The sequence below is a fragment of the Arthrobacter glacialis genome, assembly GCF_002909445.1.
Classification (GTDB): Bacteria; Actinomycetota; Actinomycetes; order Actinomycetales; family Micrococcaceae; genus Specibacter; species Specibacter glacialis.
In genome coordinates this window covers 124,093-143,405 of record NZ_PPXC01000004.1, presented here as the reverse complement: position 1 = coordinate 143,405, position 19,313 = coordinate 124,093, and the positions used below count along the sequence as shown (strand labels likewise).

General features: G+C 58.5%; 15 protein-coding genes. 13 read left to right on the top strand and 2 right to left on the bottom strand.

Going from position 1 to position 19,313, the window contains the following annotated elements:
* The first annotated feature begins 59 nt into the window (after positions 1-59).
* The 8 genes from secE (at position 60) to rplL (ending at position 5,851) form a co-directional block, all read left to right on the top strand.
* Entirely contained in the window at positions 60-350 is a 291-nt protein-coding gene (secE, locus tag CVS27_RS06275) for a preprotein translocase subunit SecE (protein WP_103465085.1), read from the top strand.
* An 88-nt stretch (positions 351-438) separates the two neighbouring features.
* Positions 439-1,218 (top strand): transcription termination/antitermination protein NusG, encoded by a 780-nt coding sequence (nusG, locus tag CVS27_RS06270; RefSeq protein ID WP_103464881.1) that lies wholly within the window; start codon positions 439-441, stop codon positions 1,216-1,218.
* A gap of 129 nt (positions 1,219-1,347) precedes the next feature.
* A complete protein-coding gene (gene rplK, locus CVS27_RS06265) occupies positions 1,348-1,779 on the top strand; it encodes a 50S ribosomal protein L11 (RefSeq protein ID WP_062286616.1) in 432 nt (143 codons plus the stop codon).
* A 150-nt stretch (positions 1,780-1,929) separates the two neighbouring features.
* Positions 1,930-2,637 (top strand): 50S ribosomal protein L1, encoded by a 708-nt coding sequence (gene rplA / locus CVS27_RS06260; protein WP_103464880.1) that lies wholly within the window; start codon positions 1,930-1,932, stop codon positions 2,635-2,637.
* Positions 2,638-2,759: 122 nt separating this feature from the next.
* On the top strand, positions 2,760-3,323 hold the full coding sequence (locus CVS27_RS06255) for a GNAT family N-acetyltransferase (protein WP_103464879.1): 564 nt from the start codon (positions 2,760-2,762) through the stop codon (positions 3,321-3,323).
* A gap of 7 nt (positions 3,324-3,330) precedes the next feature.
* Positions 3,331-4,410, top strand: coding sequence for a GNAT family N-acetyltransferase (locus CVS27_RS06250; RefSeq protein WP_207767457.1), 1,080 nt, complete (start codon positions 3,331-3,333; stop codon positions 4,408-4,410).
* A gap of 377 nt (positions 4,411-4,787) precedes the next feature.
* Positions 4,788-5,375, top strand: coding sequence for a 50S ribosomal protein L10 (gene rplJ / locus CVS27_RS06245; RefSeq protein WP_103464878.1), 588 nt, complete (start codon positions 4,788-4,790; stop codon positions 5,373-5,375).
* Between the two features lie 101 nt (positions 5,376-5,476).
* On the top strand, positions 5,477-5,851 hold the full coding sequence (gene rplL / locus CVS27_RS06240) for a 50S ribosomal protein L7/L12 (RefSeq protein ID WP_103464877.1): 375 nt from the start codon (positions 5,477-5,479) through the stop codon (positions 5,849-5,851).
* A gap of 148 nt (positions 5,852-5,999) precedes the next feature.
* On the opposite strand, the gene CVS27_RS06235 is transcribed toward rplL, so the two are convergent.
* Together CVS27_RS06235 and CVS27_RS06230 are read right to left on the bottom strand one after the other, a co-directional pair.
* The gene (locus tag CVS27_RS06235) at positions 6,000-6,488 is read right to left on the bottom strand and encodes an aminoacyl-tRNA deacylase (RefSeq protein ID WP_103464876.1); all 489 of its coding nucleotides are present in this window, start codon (positions 6,486-6,488) and stop codon (positions 6,000-6,002) included.
* The gene (locus CVS27_RS06230; protein ID WP_103464875.1) at positions 6,485-7,684 is read right to left on the bottom strand and encodes an acetyl-CoA C-acetyltransferase; all 1,200 of its coding nucleotides are present in this window, start codon (positions 7,682-7,684) and stop codon (positions 6,485-6,487) included. The genes CVS27_RS06235 and CVS27_RS06230 overlap by 4 nt, the downstream gene beginning before the upstream one ends.
* A 511-nt stretch (positions 7,685-8,195) precedes the next feature.
* Between CVS27_RS06230 and rpoB the strand changes: the two genes are divergently transcribed.
* From rpoB to fusA, 5 genes are all read left to right on the top strand, one after another.
* Positions 8,196-11,714, top strand: a complete 3,519-nt coding sequence (gene rpoB / locus CVS27_RS06225) for a DNA-directed RNA polymerase subunit beta (RefSeq protein WP_103464874.1) — start codon at positions 8,196-8,198, stop codon at positions 11,712-11,714.
* Positions 11,715-11,816: 102 nt separating this feature from the next.
* The gene (locus tag CVS27_RS06220; RefSeq protein ID WP_103464873.1) at positions 11,817-15,719 is read left to right on the top strand and encodes a DNA-directed RNA polymerase subunit beta'; all 3,903 of its coding nucleotides are present in this window, start codon (positions 11,817-11,819) and stop codon (positions 15,717-15,719) included.
* 513 nt (positions 15,720-16,232) lie between these two features.
* Positions 16,233-16,607: a 30S ribosomal protein S12 gene (gene rpsL / locus CVS27_RS06215; protein WP_038464715.1), complete on the top strand. Its 375-nt coding sequence runs from the start codon at positions 16,233-16,235 to the stop codon at positions 16,605-16,607.
* A 1-nt stretch (position 16,608) separates the two neighbouring features.
* Positions 16,609-17,079: a 30S ribosomal protein S7 gene (gene rpsG / locus CVS27_RS06210; RefSeq protein WP_038464713.1), complete on the top strand. Its 471-nt coding sequence runs from the start codon at positions 16,609-16,611 to the stop codon at positions 17,077-17,079.
* 73 nt (positions 17,080-17,152) lie between these two features.
* Entirely contained in the window at positions 17,153-19,267 is a 2,115-nt protein-coding gene (gene fusA / locus CVS27_RS06205; protein WP_103464872.1) for an elongation factor G, read from the top strand.
* Positions 19,268-19,313: the final 46 nt, after the last annotated feature.

Genomic DNA, 19,313 nt, shown 5'->3' with positions numbered 1-19,313 from the left:
GCGAATGTTTGCACATCACACGGTCCGGATCACCGGGCCAGCGTGTATTCCAACTAATGATGAGTGAGGCACTGGTGACCGAAACTGCGGCAAGCAGCTCCAAGGGCCCTGTGAAGAAGGCTGCAAAGCCCGGCAAGCCCGGCCTCTTTAGCCGGATTGCTCTCTTCCTTCGCCAGGTAATTGGTGAGCTGAAGAAGGTTGTCACCCCCACTCGCAAAGAGTTGATCAACTACACCGCAGTGGTGCTGGTATTCGTTGTCATCGTGATGGCTATTGTTACTGTCTTGGATCTGGGTTTCGGTCAAGCCGTCCTGTGGGTCTTTGGTGGAAACGTAAACATCGAGCAGTAAGAAGCTCAACTTGGCCGACCCCGCCGAATAATTTGGCACGGGGTCGGTTTGAGCCATTTAAGAAACGCACAAGGAAAGCAGGAAATTCGTGTCTGAGCTGGAGCCCAAGGCTACATACAGTGAGCAGGACCAGGACACTGTGGTTGCTGATGCTGCCATCAATGCCGACCTTGATGCCGTTGATGATGCAGCTGATGCGCAAACTGAAGCAGCTGTTGTAGACGCCGACGTTACCGAAGAGCCGGCAGAAGATGCCGAGCCCGAAGTTGACCCGGCCGAAGAATTCAAGGCCAAGCTGCGCCGCCAAGAGGGTGACTGGTACGTCATCCACTCCTACGCTGGTTACGAAAACCGCGTCAAGGTCAATCTTGAGTCCCGCAGCCTGTCGCTGAACATGGAAGATTACATCTTCGAAGTTCAGGTCCCCATGGAAGAAGTCGTGGAGATCAAGAACGCAACGCGCAAGGTTGTCAACCGCGTTCGCATTCCCGGATACGTTTTGGTCCGCATGGATCTGACGGATGCTTCCTGGGGTGTTGTACGCCACACCCCGGGTGTCACAGGCTTCGTGGGCAACGCCCACAACCCTGTCCCGTTGCGCCTGGATGAGGTCTTCTCCATGCTTGCCCCGATCTTCGAGGAGCAGCAGGCTGAAGAGTCCGGCGTACCGTTGCGCCACAATCCCGTTGACGCCGAGATCGACTTTGAAGTTGGCGAAGCAGTCATCGTCAAGGACGGTCCGTTCGAAGGCCTGTCGGCGTCGATCTCCGAGATCAAGCCCGAATCACAGCACTTGGTGGTTTTGGTTTCCATCTTCGAGCGCGAAACCCCCGTCACGCTTGCATTCAACCAGGTCACCAAGATCTAGTTGTCCACAATTTTCGTTTCGCAGGTTCATAGCTTTGTTCCTGTGAAACGTTCGGCCGGACGCCATTCGGCCACCCACCTTGGACGCGCTCCGTCGTCCTAGGAAAGATATTGAGAGAAGGACCCTACATTGGCTCCCAAGAAAAAGGTCACCGGCCTTATCAAGCTGCAGATCCAGGCAGGCGCCGCTAACCCGGCACCGCCCATCGGTCCGGCACTTGGTCAGCACGGCGTCAACATCATGGAATTCTGCAAGGCGTACAACGCTGCAACGGAATCCCAGCGCGGAAACGTTATCCCGGTTGAAATCACGGTTTACGAAGACCGTTCATTCACCTTCATCACCAAGACCCCGCCGGCTGCCGAGCTCATCAAGAAGGCTGCAGGCATTGCTAAGGGTTCAGGTACACCTCACACAGTCAAGGTTGCTCAGCTGACCAAGGCTCAGGTTACCGAGATTGCAACCCAGAAGATGGTCGACCTCAACGCCACCAGCATTGAAGGCGCCGAGAAGATCATCGCCGGTACCGCCCGTTCCATGGGTGTCACCGTCGAAGCTTAAGTCTTCCCAGACTTTCGCTTTACGCCCATTTGGGCACCAATAAACATTAAGAACGACGCCGTACAACTCACCTTTGGTGGGCTGGCGACGTACGTAGTGGCAGGGCCCGCGCGGTCCTAACGACCACAACTGCACAAGGAGAAACGCAGCATGGCAAAGCGCAGTAAAGCATATGAGGCAGCCGTAGCCAAGATCGATGCAGACAATGTCTACGCACCGTTCGACGCTATCAAGCTCGCCAAGGACACCAACCCGTCCAAGTTCGACGCTACCGTTGAGGTTGCCTTCCGCTTGGGTGTAGACCCTCGCAAGGCTGACCAGATGATCCGTGGCACGGTTAACCTGCCCCACGGTACCGGTAAGACTGCTCGCGTCCTGGTTTTCGCAACCGGTGAGCGTGCCGAGGCTGCTATCGCAGCCGGCGCCGAATTTGTTGGCACCGACGACCTGATCGAAAAGATCCAGGGCGGCTGGACCGACTTCGACGCAGCCGTTGCTACACCTGACCTCATGGGTAAGGTTGGCCGTTTGGGTAAGGTTCTTGGTCCTCGTAACCTCATGCCGAACCCGAAGACCGGTACGGTAACGAACGATGTTGCCAAGGCTGTTAACGACATCAAGGGTGGAAAGATCGACTTCCGCGTCGACAAGCACTCCAACCTTCACTTCATCATTGGCAAGGTTTCCTTCGACGCCGTCAAGCTGGCTGAGAACTACGCAGCTGCTCTGGAAGAGGTGCTTCGTTTGAAGCCGTCCGCTTCCAAGGGCCGTTACGTGCAGAAGGCCACCGTCTCCACGACGTTCGGCCCGGGCATTCCGGTAGATCCTCAGGCAACCAAGGTTGTCATTGAGGCGTAAGTCTTAGATTTTCACAAGAAAGGGCCGGTGTAGCGTAGAGCTACACTGGCCCTTTCTTTGTAAGCTGTGATGATGAGGGTTTACCCGCATCAACGGGTCTGCAGCCCAAGAGGAGCAAACGCATGGTTCTGAGCATTCGCGCGGCGGTGGCGGCTGATGCGCCGGAACTGGCTGTCTTGGCCGCGGTTACGTTTCCGTTGGCCTGCCCTCCCGGCAGCCCGTTGGACGAGATAGACACGTTCGTGGCTCAGAACCTCAGCGTTCAAGCATTCAGCCAGTACCTGGCCGACCCGCTTCGGAAGTTGTTCGTGGCACAGGGGACTTCAAGGAGCGGTGAACAACGCCTGCTGGCCTACACCATGCTGGTGGACTCCCCGCCGTCGGACTCCGACGTTGCGGCAGTGGTGGCCGCGCAAAATTCGACGGAACTGAGCAAGTGCTACGCTCACCCTGACACCCACGGGAGCGGCCTCAGCGCCAAGATCATGGCGGCCAGCCTTGATTGGGCGCAGCAGCTGGGCAGGAGCCAGGTCTGGCTGGGTGTCAACCAGGAGAATCTGCGCGCGCAGGGCTTTTACACAAAACACGGTTTCACCATTGCTGGGTCCAAGCGCTTTTGGCTCGGGAACAGGGTCGAGCATGACTACGTCATGGTGCGCCCAACAGGCCAGACAACGACGGGGTAGATCCAACATGACAGAGATAACTATCGAGCAGCTGCGTGTGCCTGACGCTCTCGACGGCGATTCGGCGACCGAGTTCCTGCAAGCGGTGGAAGTGTCCCGCAAGGTGCGTGTCAACACCTGGGGCAACGATGAGCTGGCCTACACCGCCGAGGAGCTTTTCCAGCTGTGCCATGACCCCTATGAGTGGTACGTGGTGTTGGTGGTGCGCCTGGACGGTGCCATTGTGGGCCGCGCTGGCATTGCCCTGCCGCTGGATGACAACACCGATCTGGCGCACGTGACCTTGGATGTGCTTCCCGCGGCCGAGGGTCGCGGTCTGGGCCGCAAGTTGCTCGAGGCCGCTGAGCTCTTTGTTAGGGGTGAGAACCGGCGGATTGTTGTGGTGGAAACTAACCATCCCGCAGCCGATTTGCGTGTGGAAGCACCCGAGCACGTGGCGGCCACCCGCGACGGCAGTCTCATGCCCCTGAGTAGCCGCGAAGCCCTGTTTGCCCACAACGCCGGCTACGTCTTGGAACAGGTGGAACAATTCGGTGCCTGTGCGCTTCCGCTGCCCCCGTCTCTCGGCGGCCGCTTGAAGGATCGTGCAATCGCCGCGCACAGTTCGGCTTACGCTGTGCACCGGTGGATGGACACCTGCCCGGAGAAGTGGGCTCAGGACATTGTGCGTCTGGAACAAAGTATCAGTGACGACGACGGCGCCCCGGAGGCGTGGGATGTGGCGAAACTGCGTGAGGCGGAGGAACTCTCCGCCTTGACGGGGCGCCATACGTTGGTGAGCGCTGCAGAGTGCTTGGAAACCGGCGCCTTGGTGGCCTTCACTTCGATTTCTGTGCTGAAACACCGCGACGACGTGGCCTTCCAGGATGACACTGTGGTGGATAGCCAGCACCGCGGCAAGGACGTTGGCTTGCACATCAAAGTGGAGAACATGGAACAGCTCACGCGCGAATTCCCTCAGGTCAAGACCCTCTACACCTGGAATTCTCCGGACAACACCTACATGCTCTCAGTCAACGCCCAGCTGGGATTTGTCAGCGCAGGTGTTACGGGGCAGTGGCGTAAGGACTTTAACGCCATCGACTAGCGCTGATTCGCACTGGTGGCCAACAGGTGTGTGGCCGTCCACACGTACCGCCGATTTGGACTCCATACGGAGCGTCCTGTAGTCTTTTAAGACCAAAGACCGTCGGTCGATGATAATCACCCCCAGCCATCAGGTGCACCATGCGCCTGTTTGAGTTGGGTTCGGGCAGATTAGCATCCGAAAAGTCCTTCAAGAGGGCGACCAGCGCAGGTGCACAAAGCTTATTTGCAGTGTTGAACGTGGGTGAAAACCTATTGATCCGCTGCAAACCAACGCCCCGTACATCTGTGCGGGGCGTTTTCTTTTTGCCGCCAACCTGCTTGCAGGCTACCGGCAAGGACACGTAAAGGCCGGCATTAATTCCCGGAAGGAGTGTTATGGCAACGCCAACAAAGGTGGCCGCAGTTGCTGAAATCACACAGGATTTCAACGAATCGACTGCAGCAGTCCTAACCGAATACCGTGGGCTCACCGTTGCTCAGCTCAAGGAGCTGCGCGTTTCTCTCGGCCAGGACACCAAGTTCGCGGTCGTAAAGAACACCCTGACTGCCATTGCGGCCAAGGAAGCTGGTGTTGACGCTTTCGAGGGTCAGCTGTCAGGTCCTACCGCTATTGCTTTCATCAAGGGTGACGCTGTTGCAGCAGCAAAGAGCCTGACGGATTTTGCAAAAGCCAACAAGCAGCTGGTCATCAAGACCGGTGTCTTCGAAGGCAAGGCTCTGAACGCTTCCGAGGTTGCCGCACTGGCCGCCCTGGAATCACGCGAGCTGCAGCTGGCCAAGGTTGCCGGCATCCTCAAGGCTCCGATGGCAGCCGCTGCACGCACGCTCGAAGCATTGCGCTTGAAGCTTGCCGAAGGCGCTCCCGCCGAAGAGGCTCCGGCCGCTGAAGAAGCTCCCGTAGCTGACGAAGCGCCGGTTGCTGAAGAGGCTCCCGCCGCAGAAGCTGAGACCACCGAGGCCTAAAGCCTCATGGGATTCGTCCCTCAAGTTTGTCCCTAATTCCATGAGGACTTAGGTTTTTAGATTCGCCCTTACCGGGCAAGAACACAGAAGGAGCGCCACCCATGGCTAAGCTCACCAACGACGAGCTCATTGAAGCTTTCAAGGAACTGACCATCATCGAGCTCTCCGAGTTCGTTAAGCAGTTCGAAGAGACCTTCGAAGTTACCGCTGCTGCTGTTGCAGTTGCTGGCCCGGCCGGTGCCGCAGCTGAAGAAGCTGAAGAGCAGACCGAATTCGACGTAATCCTCGAAGCCGCTGGCGACAAGAAGATTGCTGTTATCAAGGAAGTTCGCGCACTGACCTCCTTGGGTCTGAAGGAAGCCAAGGAGGTCGTTGACTCGGCTCCCAAGGCTGTTCTCGAAGGCGCCACCAAGGAAGCTGCAGAGAAGGCCAAGGAAGCTCTCGAAGCTGCCGGCGCCACGGTTACCGTCAAGTAATCACCTCGCACTTCTTAAAGTTGCCCCACACCGTTTGGTGTGGGGCTTCTTTGCGTCCGGGGCTTTTCCGCACAAACGTACTTTGTCCGCTTCTAGGGTGTGGGGCAACTGCCTACAAGCGGACAAAGTACGTTTATGCGGCAGGCGGTTACTCGGGCACGGAAATGTCGGCCACTGTGGCTTCGAACGCTGCGATCAGGGCATCTGCTTCCACGAACATGCTGTAGCCGTGCTCGCCCGCGCCCATGGCAACGCGGCGCCCACGGACTCCAACATCGACGAACACGGGCCACGGCGTGGTGCTGCCCAGGGGAGTGATGGTGCCACGTTCGTAGCCGGTGGCAGCCAATGCCACTTCGGCGTGCGGCATCTGGAGCTTGTTGACCCCCACCGCGGCGCGCAGCTTGGGCCAGGAGATGGCCCGGCCGCCCGGAACAAGGGCAAAGAGGAAGGTTCCGTCGCTGCGTTTGACCACCAGCGACTTCACAATGTCGCCGGGCTCAATGCCCAGGAGCGCTGCGGCTTCTGTGAGTGAGTTTGCCGCAGGCCTGGCAAAAATCTCCACCTCAAGCCCGCGCTCCGCGGCATCCGCAGCCACGCGCGCATGGCCCGAGGCAGGGGCGTCCCCGGCGCTCACTCGGCGTCCCGGAATAAGAGCAGCGCTTCACCCTGACCGCCGCCGCCGCACAGCGAAACCGCAGCCTTGCCTGATCCGCGCCGGCTTAGTTCCAGGGCGGCATGCAAGGCTAGCCGGGAACCTGAAGCGCCAATGGGGTGGCCCAGGGCGATGGCGCCGCCATGAATATTGCACTTTTCCAGCGGGATTCCAAGATCATGCAGCGACTGGACGGCCACCGAACCGAAGGCTTCGTTGATCTCAATGAAGTCAAGGTCGCCAACACTCCAGCCGGCAGTATGCAGGGCCTTGAGGATGGCGTTGGAGGGTTGGGAGTGCAGCGAATTATCCGGTCCTGCCACTTGGCCGGGGGAGCCCACCACCGCCAGCCACGCAAGCTTGTTTTCCTCCGCATAGGCGCGGGTGGAAAGCACCAGGGCGCTGGCGCCGTCGGACAGGGGAGAGGAATTGCCTGCCGTGATGGCGCCGTCGGCCGTGAAGGCAGGGCGTAATCCGGCCAAGGTTTCCACGGTTGTCTGCGCGCGGATGCCCTCGTCCTGGCTGAGAACAAGTGCGTCACCTTTTCGTTGGGGCACTGTGACAGGGATTATCTCTGCATCAAAGACGCCCGCCGTCGCCGCAGCGGCAGCACGTTGGTGCGAGGCTGCCGCAACCTGGTCCTGAGCCGTTCGGCTGATGTTCAGGCGGATATTGCCCCGCTCGGTGGAAAGCCCCATGGAGTCGGAGTCAAAGGCGTCCGTCAGGCCGTCATGTGCGGCCACGTCCAGGGCTTGGATCGCGCCGTACGTCCAGCCCTGCCGTGAGCCCGGGAGAATATGCGGGGCACGCGTCATGGACTCCTGGCCGCCAGCCACCACCACAGTGGCCTCGCCGCTGCGGATCAAGCGCGCGGCGTCGATCACGGCCGTCAGCCCCGATAAGCACACCTTATTGATGGTCACGGCCGGAACATTCCAGCCAATCCCGGCACCCACTGCGCTTTGGCGTGCCGGATTCTGCCCGGCGCCGGCCTGCAAGACCTGGCCCATCACCACAAAATCTACATCGGCGAAAGTGACGCCGGATTTGGCCAGGGCACCGGCTATGGCCTTAGCACCAAGTTCGACGGCGGTAAAGGGCGCCAATTGCCCGTTGAGTCGGCCCTGCGGGGTGCGGGCTCCTGCAAGAATCACTACATCATTTGCTTGTGCCGTCATGGCTGCCGCGCTCCTTGAACCTCGTGCCGTGCGGCTCCTCGTTGAGCCATACGTATCCTCCATAGAATCTAACAGCACAGCGCTGCCGGAAATTTCGGAATTTGCCAACATTCACGCGCCGCCCGTCCGGTGCGCACCTGCAGCCTGCTCACCAAGTGAGTGTTACGCCACAGCAGATGTCAAAGAAACGCAAAAAATTCCTTATGAATCCGCCAATTTTCACTGTGGGAATATCAATACTTGCGTATTTTTGTCCCGTGGGGTAGACACGGGAGTAACTTTGCCTGTAATGTAGTTCTTTGCGTATCCCTCTTAACCTTCAGCCTTCATATAGCGGTGGGCTTTGCTTCGGACAAGAGACTTTGGACCACGCGAATCAGTGACTGACTAGAGCAGCCATTGATGCGTGTTGGATCAACTTTTGACCAGCGACCGTAGTGGTTTGATGACCACTATCGGCTCGGGTGAGGGTTCGTAAGAACAAGCCTGCAGGTCTGTGGAAGGATCCCTCTTGGTCGCCTCGAGCACCTCTAATGTAAATAACGCTGCAACCGCTATCGATTCAAACAGCACCGACGGTGCAAAGAGTCGCCTCTCATTCGCAAAGATTCGTGAGCCGCTTGACGTGCCGAATCTGCTTGCCCTCCAAACCGAGAGCTTTGACTGGCTCGTAGGTAACGGGCGCTGGCAGGACCGCATGCAAACGGCCGTGGACGCTGGCGATGACAGCGTGGCCGTCACCTCGGGCCTCTCCGACATCTTCGAAGAGATTTCCCCCATTGAGGACTTCCAGGGCACCATGTCCCTGTCCTTCACGGAGCCGGAATTCTCTGACCCCAAGTTCACCGTTGACGAGTGCAAGGACCGCGACGCCACGTACGCCGCGCCGTTGTACGTCAAGGCCGAGTTCATGAACAACTTGACCGGTGAAATCAAGCAGCAGACTGTCTTCATGGGCGATTTCCCGCTTATGACCAACAAGGGCACCTTCGTCATCAACGGCACCGAGCGTGTTGTTGTTTCGCAGCTGGTTCGTTCCCCGGGCGCTTACTTTGAGCGCACCGCGGATAAGACCAGTGACAAGGAAATCTTCACCGCCAAGATCATCCCCTCACGTGGTGCATGGTTCGAACTGGAGATTGACAAGCGCGACCAGGTTGGCGTCCGTCTTGACCGCAAGCGCAAGCAGTCAGTCACTGTACTGCTGAAGGCTTTGGGTTGGACCGAAGGTCAGATCCTGGAGGAGTTCGGCGAGTTCGACTCCATCCGTGCCACCTTGGAAAAGGATGCCACCACAGGCCGCGAAGATGCCCTGCTGGACATCTACCGCAAGCTGCGTCCGGGCGAGCCGCCCACAGTTGACGCTGCCGACGCGTTGCTGCACAACCTGTACTTCAACCCCAAGCGCTACGATCTGGCCAAGGTTGGCCGTTACAAGATCAACCGCAAGCTTGGTATTGATTTGCCGTTGAGCGACGAGAAGGCTTCTGTCCTGAGCGTGGATGACATTGTCGCCATGATCAAGTACCTGGTTGCTTTGCACGCCGGAAACAAGACCACCAAGGGCCAGCGCGACGGCGCCGAGGTTGACTTGCGCGTTGACGTCGATGACATCGACCACTTCGGTAACCGTCGTATCCGCGCCGTTGGCGAGCTCATCGAGAACCAGGTCCGTACGGGTCTTTCCCGCATGGAGCGCGTTGTGCGTGAGCGTATGACCACTCAGGACGTCGAAGCGATTACGCCGCAGACCCTGATCAACATCCGTCCCGTTGTGGCTGCCATCAAGGAGTTCTTCGGAACTTCCCAGCTGTCACAGTTCATGGATCAGAACAACCCGCTGGCCGGTCTGACGCACAAGCGTCGTCTGTCCGCGCTGGGCCCGGGCGGTTTGTCCCGTGACCGTGCAGGCATGGAAGTTCGAGACGTTCACCCGTCCCACTACGGCCGTATGTGCCCCATTGAAACTCCTGAAGGCCCCAATATTGGTCTGATTGGTTCATTGGCTTCCTACGGACGCATCAACCCGTTCGGTTTCATTGAGACACCGTACCGTCGCGTCAAGGACGGCTTCGTTTCTGACGAAGTTGACTACCTGACAGCTGATGACGAGATGGATGTTGTTATTGCACAGGCCAACGCGCCTTTGGATGCCAACAGCCACTTCTCCGAAGACTCCGTTCTGGTTCGCCAGCGCGGTGGTGGCGGCGAGCCTGTTTTGATCCCGGCCGACGACGTCGAGTACATGGACGTTTCCCCGCGCCAGATGGTGTCTGTGGCTACGGCCTTGATCCCGTTCCTTGAGCACGATGATGCTAACCGCGCCCTCATGGGTGCGAACATGCAGCGTCAGGCTGTGCCGTTGGTTCAGTCCGAGTCCCCGTTCGTGGGAACCGGCATGGAGCGCGCCACTGCTGTTGACGCCGGTGACGTGGTCATCGCCAAGAAGGCTGGTGTTGTCTCGGAGGTTTCCGCAGACATCGTTGTCATGTTGAACGATGACGGCACCGAGACCAACTACCCGATCGCCAAGTACCAGCGTTCCAACCAGGGAACGGCCTACAACCAGCGCGTTCTGGCCTCTGAGGGCCAGCGTCTGGAAGTTGGCGGCATCATTGCTGACGGTCCGGCAACGGACTTGGGCGAGCTTGCCTTGGGTAAGAACCTCTTGGTTGCCTTCATGTCTTGGGAAGGTCACAACTACGAGGATGCCATCATCCTCTCGCAGCGCATTGTTGCTGAAGATGTGCTCTCCTCCATTCACATCGAAGAGCATGAGATCGACGCTCGCGACACCAAGCTTGGTGCCGAGGAAATCACCCGGGACATCCCGAACGTTTCCGAGGAAATCCTTGCTGGCTTGGACGAGCGCGGCATCATCCACATCGGTGCAGAAGTTGAAGCCGGCGACATCCTGGTAGGTAAGGTCACCCCCAAGGGTGAAACCGAACTGACCCCGGAGGAGCGTCTGCTCCGTGCCATCTTCGGTGAGAAGAGCCGCGAAGTTCGCGACACTTCCTTGAAGGTGCCCCACGGCGAGTCCGGTACTGTCATTGGCGTTCGCGTCTTTGACCGTGACTCCGAAGACGATCTGCCCCCCGGTGTGAACCAGCTGGTTCGCGTGTACGTTGCCAACAAGCGCAAGATCACCGATGGTGACAAGCTTGCAGGCCGTCACGGTAACAAGGGTGTCATCTCCAAGATCCTCCCGATCGAAGACATGCCGTTCCTTGCTGACGGTACCCCCGTTGACATCGTCCTGAACCCCTTGGGTGTTCCGGGTCGAATGAACGTTGGCCAGGTTCTGGAAATCCACCTCGGTTGGGTTGCCAAGACCGGTTGGAAGATTGAGGGCGAGCCGGACTGGGTTAAGAACCTGCCGAACCTGCCCCGTGAAATCGGCCAGACCCGCGTTGCCACTCCGGTGTTCGACGGTGCCCGTGATGAGGAAATCACTGGCCTGCTCGATTCCACCAACGTGACTCGCGACGGCGTTCGCCTGATCGACTCCTCGGGTAAGACCCAACTGTTTGACGGCCGCTCCGGCGAGCCGTTCCCGGATCCGGTCTCTGTTGGTTACATGTACATCTTGAAGCTTCACCACTTGGTGGATGACAAGATTCACGCCCGCTCCACGGGTCCGTACTCCATGATCACCCAGCAGCCCTTGGGCGGTAAGGCCCAGTTCGGTGGCCAGCGCTTTGGTGAGATGGAAGTTTGGGCACTGGAAGCATACGGCGCGGCATACACCCTGCAGGAACTGCTGACGATCAAGTCCGATGACATCCATGGCCGCGTGAAGGTTTACGAAGCCATCGTCAAGGGCGAGAACATCCCGGAGCCGGGTATCCCGGAATCCTTCAAGGTTCTCATCAAGGAAATGCAGTCGCTGTGCCTGAACGTGGAAGTTCTTTCCACGGACGGCACCACGATTGAGATGCGTGACTCGGATGAAGAAGTCTTCCGGGCCGCGGAGGAGCTGGGCATCGACCTGTCACGGGCCGAGCCTAACTCTGTCGAAGAAGTTTAGTGAGTCGGCGGCGGTGGCCAGCCCACCGCCGTCGAACCCTCACTTCTTCCCGTAACCCGCTTAGACATTCAGACTTAGAGAATTAGAGAGAACAGGACCCATATGTCCAGCGAATCCTCCTTCGGCTTCATGCAGATTGGCCTGGCCACCGCGCAAGATATCCGCGATTGGTCCCACGGCGAAGTCAAGAAGCCGGAAACCATTAACTACCGCACGCTCAAGCCGGAAAAAGACGGTCTTTTCTGTGAAAAGATCTTCGGCCCGTCGCGTGACTGGGAATGCTACTGCGGCAAGTACAAGCGCGTACGCTTCAAGGGCATCATTTGCGAGCGTTGTGGCGTTGAAGTCACCCGCGCAAAGGTACGCCGTGAGCGCATGGGCCACATTGAGCTGGCCGCTCCCGTAACCCACATTTGGTACTTCAAGGGCGTTCCCTCGCGCTTGGGCTACCTCTTGGACCTGGCACCGAAGGACCTTGAAAAGGTCATCTACTTCGCTGCCTACATGATCACCAGTGTTGACGACGACGCACGTCACGCCGAGCTGCCGAACCTCCAGATCGAGCATGATCTGGAAAAGAAGCGCATGGTTGACACCCGCGACAGCGACATCGCCACGATCGCCCGCGACCTCGAGGGCGAATTGCAGCGCCTTGAGGGCGAAGGCGCCAAGGCAGCCGATAAGAAGAAGGCCCGCGATTCTGCGGACCGTCAGATGGCCAACGTGCGCAAGCGCGCCGACGCCGACATCGACCGCCTCGAGCAGGTTTGGGACCGTTTCAAGGCCCTGAAGGTTGCCGACCTCGAAGGTGACGAGGCCCTGTACCGCGAACTGCGTGACCGTTACGGCATGTTCTTCGAAGGTTCCATGGGTGCCGAAGCCATCAAGAGCCGTCTTGAGACCTTTGACATGGCCGGTGAAGCGGAGATCCTTCGCGACATCATCGCCAATGGCAAGGGCCAGCGCAAGACCCGTGCCCTCAAGCGACTGAAGGTTGTCAACGCATTCTTGACCACCAACAACAGCCCGCTGGGCATGGTTCTGGATGCCGTCCCGGTGATCCCGCCGGAACTGCGCCCCATGGTTCAGCTCGACGGTGGCCGTTTCGCCACCTCGGACTTGAACGACCTCTACCGTCGCGTGATCAACCGCAACAACCGTCTCAAGCGTCTGCTTGATTTGGGTGCTCCGGAGATCATCGTCAACAACGAGAAGCGCATGCTGCAGGAAGCCGTTGACTCCCTGTTCGACAACGGTCGTCGTGGCCGTCCCGTCACCGGGCCGGGCAACCGTCCGTTGAAGTCGCTCTCTGACATGCTCAAGGGCAAGCAGGGTCGTTTCCGTCAGAACCTCCTCGGCAAGCGCGTTGACTACTCTGGCCGTTCGGTTATTGTTGTTGGCCCGCAGCTGAAGCTGCACCAGTGTGGTCTGCCCAAGCAGATGGCCCTGGAGCTCTTCAAGCCGTTCGTGATGAAGCGCCTGGTTGATCTCAACCACGCACAGAACATCAAGAGCGCCAAGCGCATGGTTGAGCGTTTCCGTCCCCAGGTCTGGGATGTTCTCGAAGAGATCATCACCGAGCACCCGGTACTGCTGAACCGTGCACCAACCCTGCACCGTTTGGGTATCCAGGCGTTCGAGCCCCAGCTTGTTGAAGGCAAGGCAATCCAGCTTCACCCGCTGGTTTGTGGCGCTTTCAACGCTGACTTCGACGGTGACCAGATGGCAGTTCACTTGCCGCTGAGCCCCGAAGCGCAGGCAGAAGCCCGCATCTTGATGTTGTCCTCGAACAACATTTTGAAGCCTTCCGATGGCCGCCCGGTTACCCTGCCTTCGCAGGATATGATCATCGGTCTGTACCACTTGACCACCAAGCGTGTTGGTTCAGCTGGCGAAGGCCGCAGCTTCTCCACCTCGGCTGAGGCTGTCATGGCGTTCGACGCCGGTGAGTTGCACTTGAACTCACAGGTCAAGATCCGCTTGAGCGACTTTGTTCCCAGCGTTGACCGCGAAGCGCCGGAAGGGTTCGAGGCTGGCGATTCCGCCATCATCGACACCTCCCTTGGCCAGGTCATCTTCAATGAAACCCTGCCGGCCGACTACCCCTGGGTAGAAAAGGTTGCAGACAAGGGCCAGCTCTCCGAGATCGTCAATGACCTCGCCGAGCGGTACCCCAAGGTTGTTGTTGCAGCAACACTGGATAACTTGAAGGATGCCGGGTTCTACTGGGCAACCAGGTCAGGTGTCACGGTTGCGATCTCGGACATCAAGGTGCCCGAGTCCAAGCCGGCCATCCTTGAAGGCTACGAAATCAAGGCCGCCAAGGTGCAGGCACAGTTCGACAAGGGTCTGATTGCTGATGACGAGCGCCGCCAGGAGCTCATCGACATCTGGAACCAGGCAACCAACGAGATCGCTGATGCGATGCGTGCGTCCTTCGCCGCATCCAACACGATCAACCGTATGGTTTCCTCCGGTGCTCGTGGTAACTGGATGCAGGTTCGCCAGATTGCCGGTATCCGTGGCTTGGTAGCCAACCCCAAGGGTGAAATTATTCCTCGCCCGATCAAGTCCTCCTACCGTGAGGGCCTGTCGGTTTTGGAGTACTTCATTGCTACTCACGGTGCCCGTAAGGGTCTGGCCGATACCGCTCTGCGTACAGCTAACTCCGGTTACCTGACACGTCGTCTGGTTGACGTTTCCCAGGATGTCATTGTTCGTGAAGACGACTGTGGCACCGAGCGCGGCTTGACCTTGCCGATCGCAGTGGTTGACGCTGCTGGCGAGTTCGTGCTGCACGAGGAAGTCGAGAACAGCGTGTACGCACGCACCTTGGCTGCCGAGGTAGTGGACTCCTCCGGCAAGGTGCTGGCTGTTGCTGGCGCCGACGTTGGAGACGTACTGATCGGTGAACTGTTCGCCGCTGGTATCGAAGAGATCAAGGTCCGCTCAGTACTCACCTGTGAGTCAACTGTTGGAACCTGTGCTCTTTGCTACGGCCGTTCCTTGGCTACGGGTAAGACCGTGGACATTGGTGAAGCCGTCGGTATCATCGCCGCTCAGTCCATTGGTGAGCCCGGTACCCAGCTGACCATGCGTACCTTCCACACCGGTGGTGCTGTTTCTGCCAGCCGTGGCGAGGATATTACCCAGGGTCTGCCTCGTATCCAGGAGCTCTTCGAAGCACGTACCCCCAAGGGTGTGGCTCCCATCGCAGAAGCTGCCGGACGCATCAACATTGATGAGTCCGAGAAGACCATGCGTTTGATCCTCACACCGGACGACGGCACCGAAGAGATCGCTTACCCGGTTCTGCGACGTGCACGTCTGACAGTTGCTGACGGCGAGCACGTTGAAGTTGGCCAGAAGCTCATTGTGGGAGCTGTTGACCCCAAGCAGGTTCTGCGCATCCTCGGCCCGCGTGCCGCTCAGAAGCACCTCGTTGAGGAAGTTCAGGGCGTTTACCGCAGCCAGGGTGTGGGTATCCACGACAAGCACGTCGAGGTTATCGTCCGCCAGATGCTTCGCCGCGTCACGGTTATCGAGTCCGGCGACTCGAAGCTGCTGCCCGGTGAGCTTGCCGAGCGTGGCCGCTTCGAGACGGAAAACCGTCGCGTTGTGTCCGAGGGCAAGAAGCCGGCATCAGGCCGTAACGAGCTCATGGGTATCACCAAGGCTTCCTTGGCTACCGAGTCATGGCTCTCCGCTGCTTCCTTCCAGGAAACCACCCGCGTTCTGACGCAGGCGGCCATGGAAGGCAAGTCTGACCCGCTGTTGGGTCTGAAGGAGAACGTGATCATCGGTAAGTTGATCCCGGCTGGTACGGGTCTGCCGCGCTACACCAACGTCACGGTGGAGCCCACAGAAGAAGCCAAAGCCAATCTGTTCACAGGTCCGAGCGCATTCAGCGACTTCGACTACGTGGGCGGAGTTGGAGACTTGGGCAACGAGTTCCGCGCCATCCCCTTGGATGACTACGACTTGGGCACCAACTTCTCCGGCTAATAGCTGATTTACGACGGCGGGTGGTGAGTTTCATTGCGAAGCTCACCAGCCGCCGTCGTGCTTTAACCAAACGCTCGCTCACATACGGGCCGTTTTCATGGCACGCTCGCTCACATACGGGCCGCTTTTTTACAACGCTCGCGCAGTGCTGTGAGCGAACGTTGCCCGAAAAGGCCCCGTATGTGAGCGAGCGTTGGCCGGAACAGCCCCGTATCTGAGCGAGCGTCCGGTGGGGGAGCAGGCCGATTTCTTGGCTGGTCTTAACCCGTGGTAATGTAATAAGTAATTGTTAGTGTGGCAGTGGATAAGAGCTTCTATTTCCTTCGCTTAGGTGAAGAAAGTGGATGCGGGTCCGGGTTGTACGGTTCTTGTACAGCGAATGCCACATTTTTGCATGCCTAGGCGCTGTGAAGTCGCCAAGCCTGCGACTACCAGTAAACGGCTTACCCCCAGCGGCTGATTCATTCCGGCCGGCGGGGCAAGCAACACGATAAAACAACGGAGAACACGAAAGTGCCTACGATTAACCAGCTGGTCCGAAAGGGCCGGACACCCAAGGTCACGAAGACCAAGGCTCCCGCATTGAAGGGCAGCCCCATGCGTCGCGGCGTTTGCACGCGCGTTTACACCACCACACCGAAGAAGCCGAACTCGGCTCTGCGTAAGGTTGCACGTGTGCGCCTTAACGGTGGCGTGGAAGTTACTGCTTACATCCCCGGTGTAGGCCACAACCTCCAGGAGCACTCCATCGTGCTCGTTCGTGGAGGCCGTGTTAAGGACCTTCCCGGTGTACGTTACAAGATCGTCCGTGGCGCATTGGATACCCAGGGCGTTAAGAACCGCAAGCAGGCTCGTAGCCGCTACGGTGCGAAGATGGAGAAGAAGTAATATGCCTCGCAAGGGTCCGGCCCCCAAGCGGCCGCTAGTTGTAGATCCCGTATACGGCTCCCCGTTGGTCACTCAGTTGATCAACAAGGTCCTCGTTGACGGCAAGAAGTCCACCGCAGAGCGCATCGTTTACGGCGCACTCGAGGGTGTACGCGAAAAGACCGGCGCTGATCCCGTTGTTGCCTTGAAGAAGGCCATGGAGAACATCAAGCCCAGCCTTGAGGTCAAGTCCCGCCGTGTTGGTGGAGCTACCTACCAGGTTCCGGTTGAAGTCAAGCCCGGTCGCCAGACCGCATTGGCCCTGCGTTGGTTGGTTGGTTACTCGAAGGCTCGCCGCGAGAAGACCATGACCGAGCGTTTGCGCAACGAAGTTTTGGATGCCTCCAACGGTCTTGGTGCCGCTGTCAAGCGTCGCGAAGACACCCACAAGATGGCCGAGTCCAACAAGGCCTTCGCCCATTACCGCTGGTAACTAGAGCCGTACGCGTGTCCGGCGGCAACCCCGCCGGACACGCAGTAGCTCATCTCTAGAAAAGGGAGACAACGTGGCACAGGAAGTGCTTACAGACCTTAACAAGGTCCGCAACATTGGCATCATGGCCCATATTGATGCCGGCAAGACCACTACGACTGAGCGCATCCTGTTCTACACGGGTGTGAACCACAAAATCGGCGAAACCCACGACGGTGCTTCGACGACTGACTGGATGGAACAGGAAAAGGAACGCGGCATCACCATCACGTCTGCCGCCGTGACTTGCTTCTGGGACAAGAACCAGATCAATATCATTGACACCCCTGGCCACGTTGACTTCACGGTGGAAGTTGAGCGCTCCTTGCGAGTTCTCGACGGCGCTGTTGCTGTTTTTGACGGCAAGGAAGGCGTTGAGCCTCAGTCCGAGACCGTTTGGCGTCAGGCTGACAAGTACAACGTCCCGCGTATCTGCTTCGTCAACAAGATGGACAAGCTCGGTGCTGATTTCTACTTCACGGTAGACACCATCATCAACCGTCTCGGTGCAAAGCCCCTGGTTATGCAGCTGCCGATCGGTGTCGAGAGCGAATTCACCGGCGTCGTCGACCTGCTCACCATGAAGGCCTTCGTCTGGGCCGGTGACTCCAAGGGTGACGTCACCATGGGTGCCGCCTACGAAATCCAGGAGATCCCCGCTGATCTCCAGGAGAAGGCTGAAGAATACCGCGCAGCCCTCGTCGAGGCAGCTGCCGAGTCTTCCGAAGAGCTCATGGAGAAGTACCTCGAAGGTATTGAACCCTCCATCGAGGAGCTGAAGGCTGGCATTCGCAAGCTGACGGTTAACTCCGAGATCTACCCGGTCTTCTGTGGTTCCGCATTCAAGAACCGCGGCGTGCAGCCCATGCTCGACGCTGTTATTGACTTCCTGCCGAACCCGTTGGATGTTGGCGCCATGATCGGTCACGATCCTCGCGACGAGTCCATCGAGATCAAGCGCGAGCCGAGTGAAACCGAGCCGTTCTCGGCTTTGGCTTTCAAGATCGCAACGCACCCGTTCTTCGGCCAGTTGAACTTCATCCGCGTATACTCCGGCAGGGCAACCTCCGGTACGCAGCTGATGAACTCGACCAAGGGCAAGAAAGAGCGCATTGGCAAGCTCTTCCAGATGCACGCCAATAAGGAAATGCCTGTAGATGAGATCCACGCGGGTCACATCTATGCAGTGATCGGCCTCAAGGACACCACCACCGGTGACACCTTGTGTGATCCGGCAAACCAGATTGTTCTTGAGTCGATGACCTTCCCCGCTCCCGTGATCTTCGTTGCCATTGAGCCGAAGACCAAGGGTGACCAGGAGAAGCTCTCCACGGCTATCCAGAAGCTCTCCGCTGAGGACCCGACGTTCACCGTCAACCTCAACGAAGACACCGGTCAGACCGAAATTGGCGGCATGGGCGAGCTCCACTTGGACATCCTTGTGGACCGCATGCGTCGCGAATTCAACGTTGAAGCCAACGTTGGCAAGCCGCAGGTTGCGTACCGCGAAACCATCAAGCGCGCTGTTGTCAAGCACGACTACACTCACAAGAAGCAGACCGGTGGTTCAGGTCAGTTCGCTAAGATCCAGATCGCCATTGCGCCGATGGATACTGCTGAAGGCGAGATGTACGAGTTTGAGAACAAGGTCACTGGTGGCCGTGTTCCTCGTGAATACATCCCCAGCGTTGACCAGGGCATCCAGTCCGCATTGCCTGACGGCGTGCTGGCCGGTTACCCGATGGTTGGCATCAAGGCCACGCTGCTCGACGGCGCGTCCCACGATGTTGACTCCTCCGAAATGGCCTTCAAGATCGCCGGTCGAATGGCGTTCAAGGAAGCTGCTCGGATGGCCAACCCGGTTCTTCTTGAACCGTTGATGGAAGTTGAAGTCCGCACCCCTGAGGAATACATGGGTGAAGTTATCGGTGACATCAACTCTCGTCGTGGCCAGATGCAGTCCATGGAGGACGCAAGCGGTGTCAAGGTCATCAAGGCTCTTGTTCCCTTGTCCGGCATGTTCGGCTACATCGGTGACTTGCGGTCCAAGACCCAGGGTCGTGCCGTGTACTCGATGAAGTTTGACAGCTACTCTGAGGTTCCGAAGGCAGTAGCCGACGAAATCATCCAGAAGGCACGCGGCGAGTAGTCGTACTTTTTGTTTGGGTCTGTTCTGGCCTTAGGCTGGAACAGAC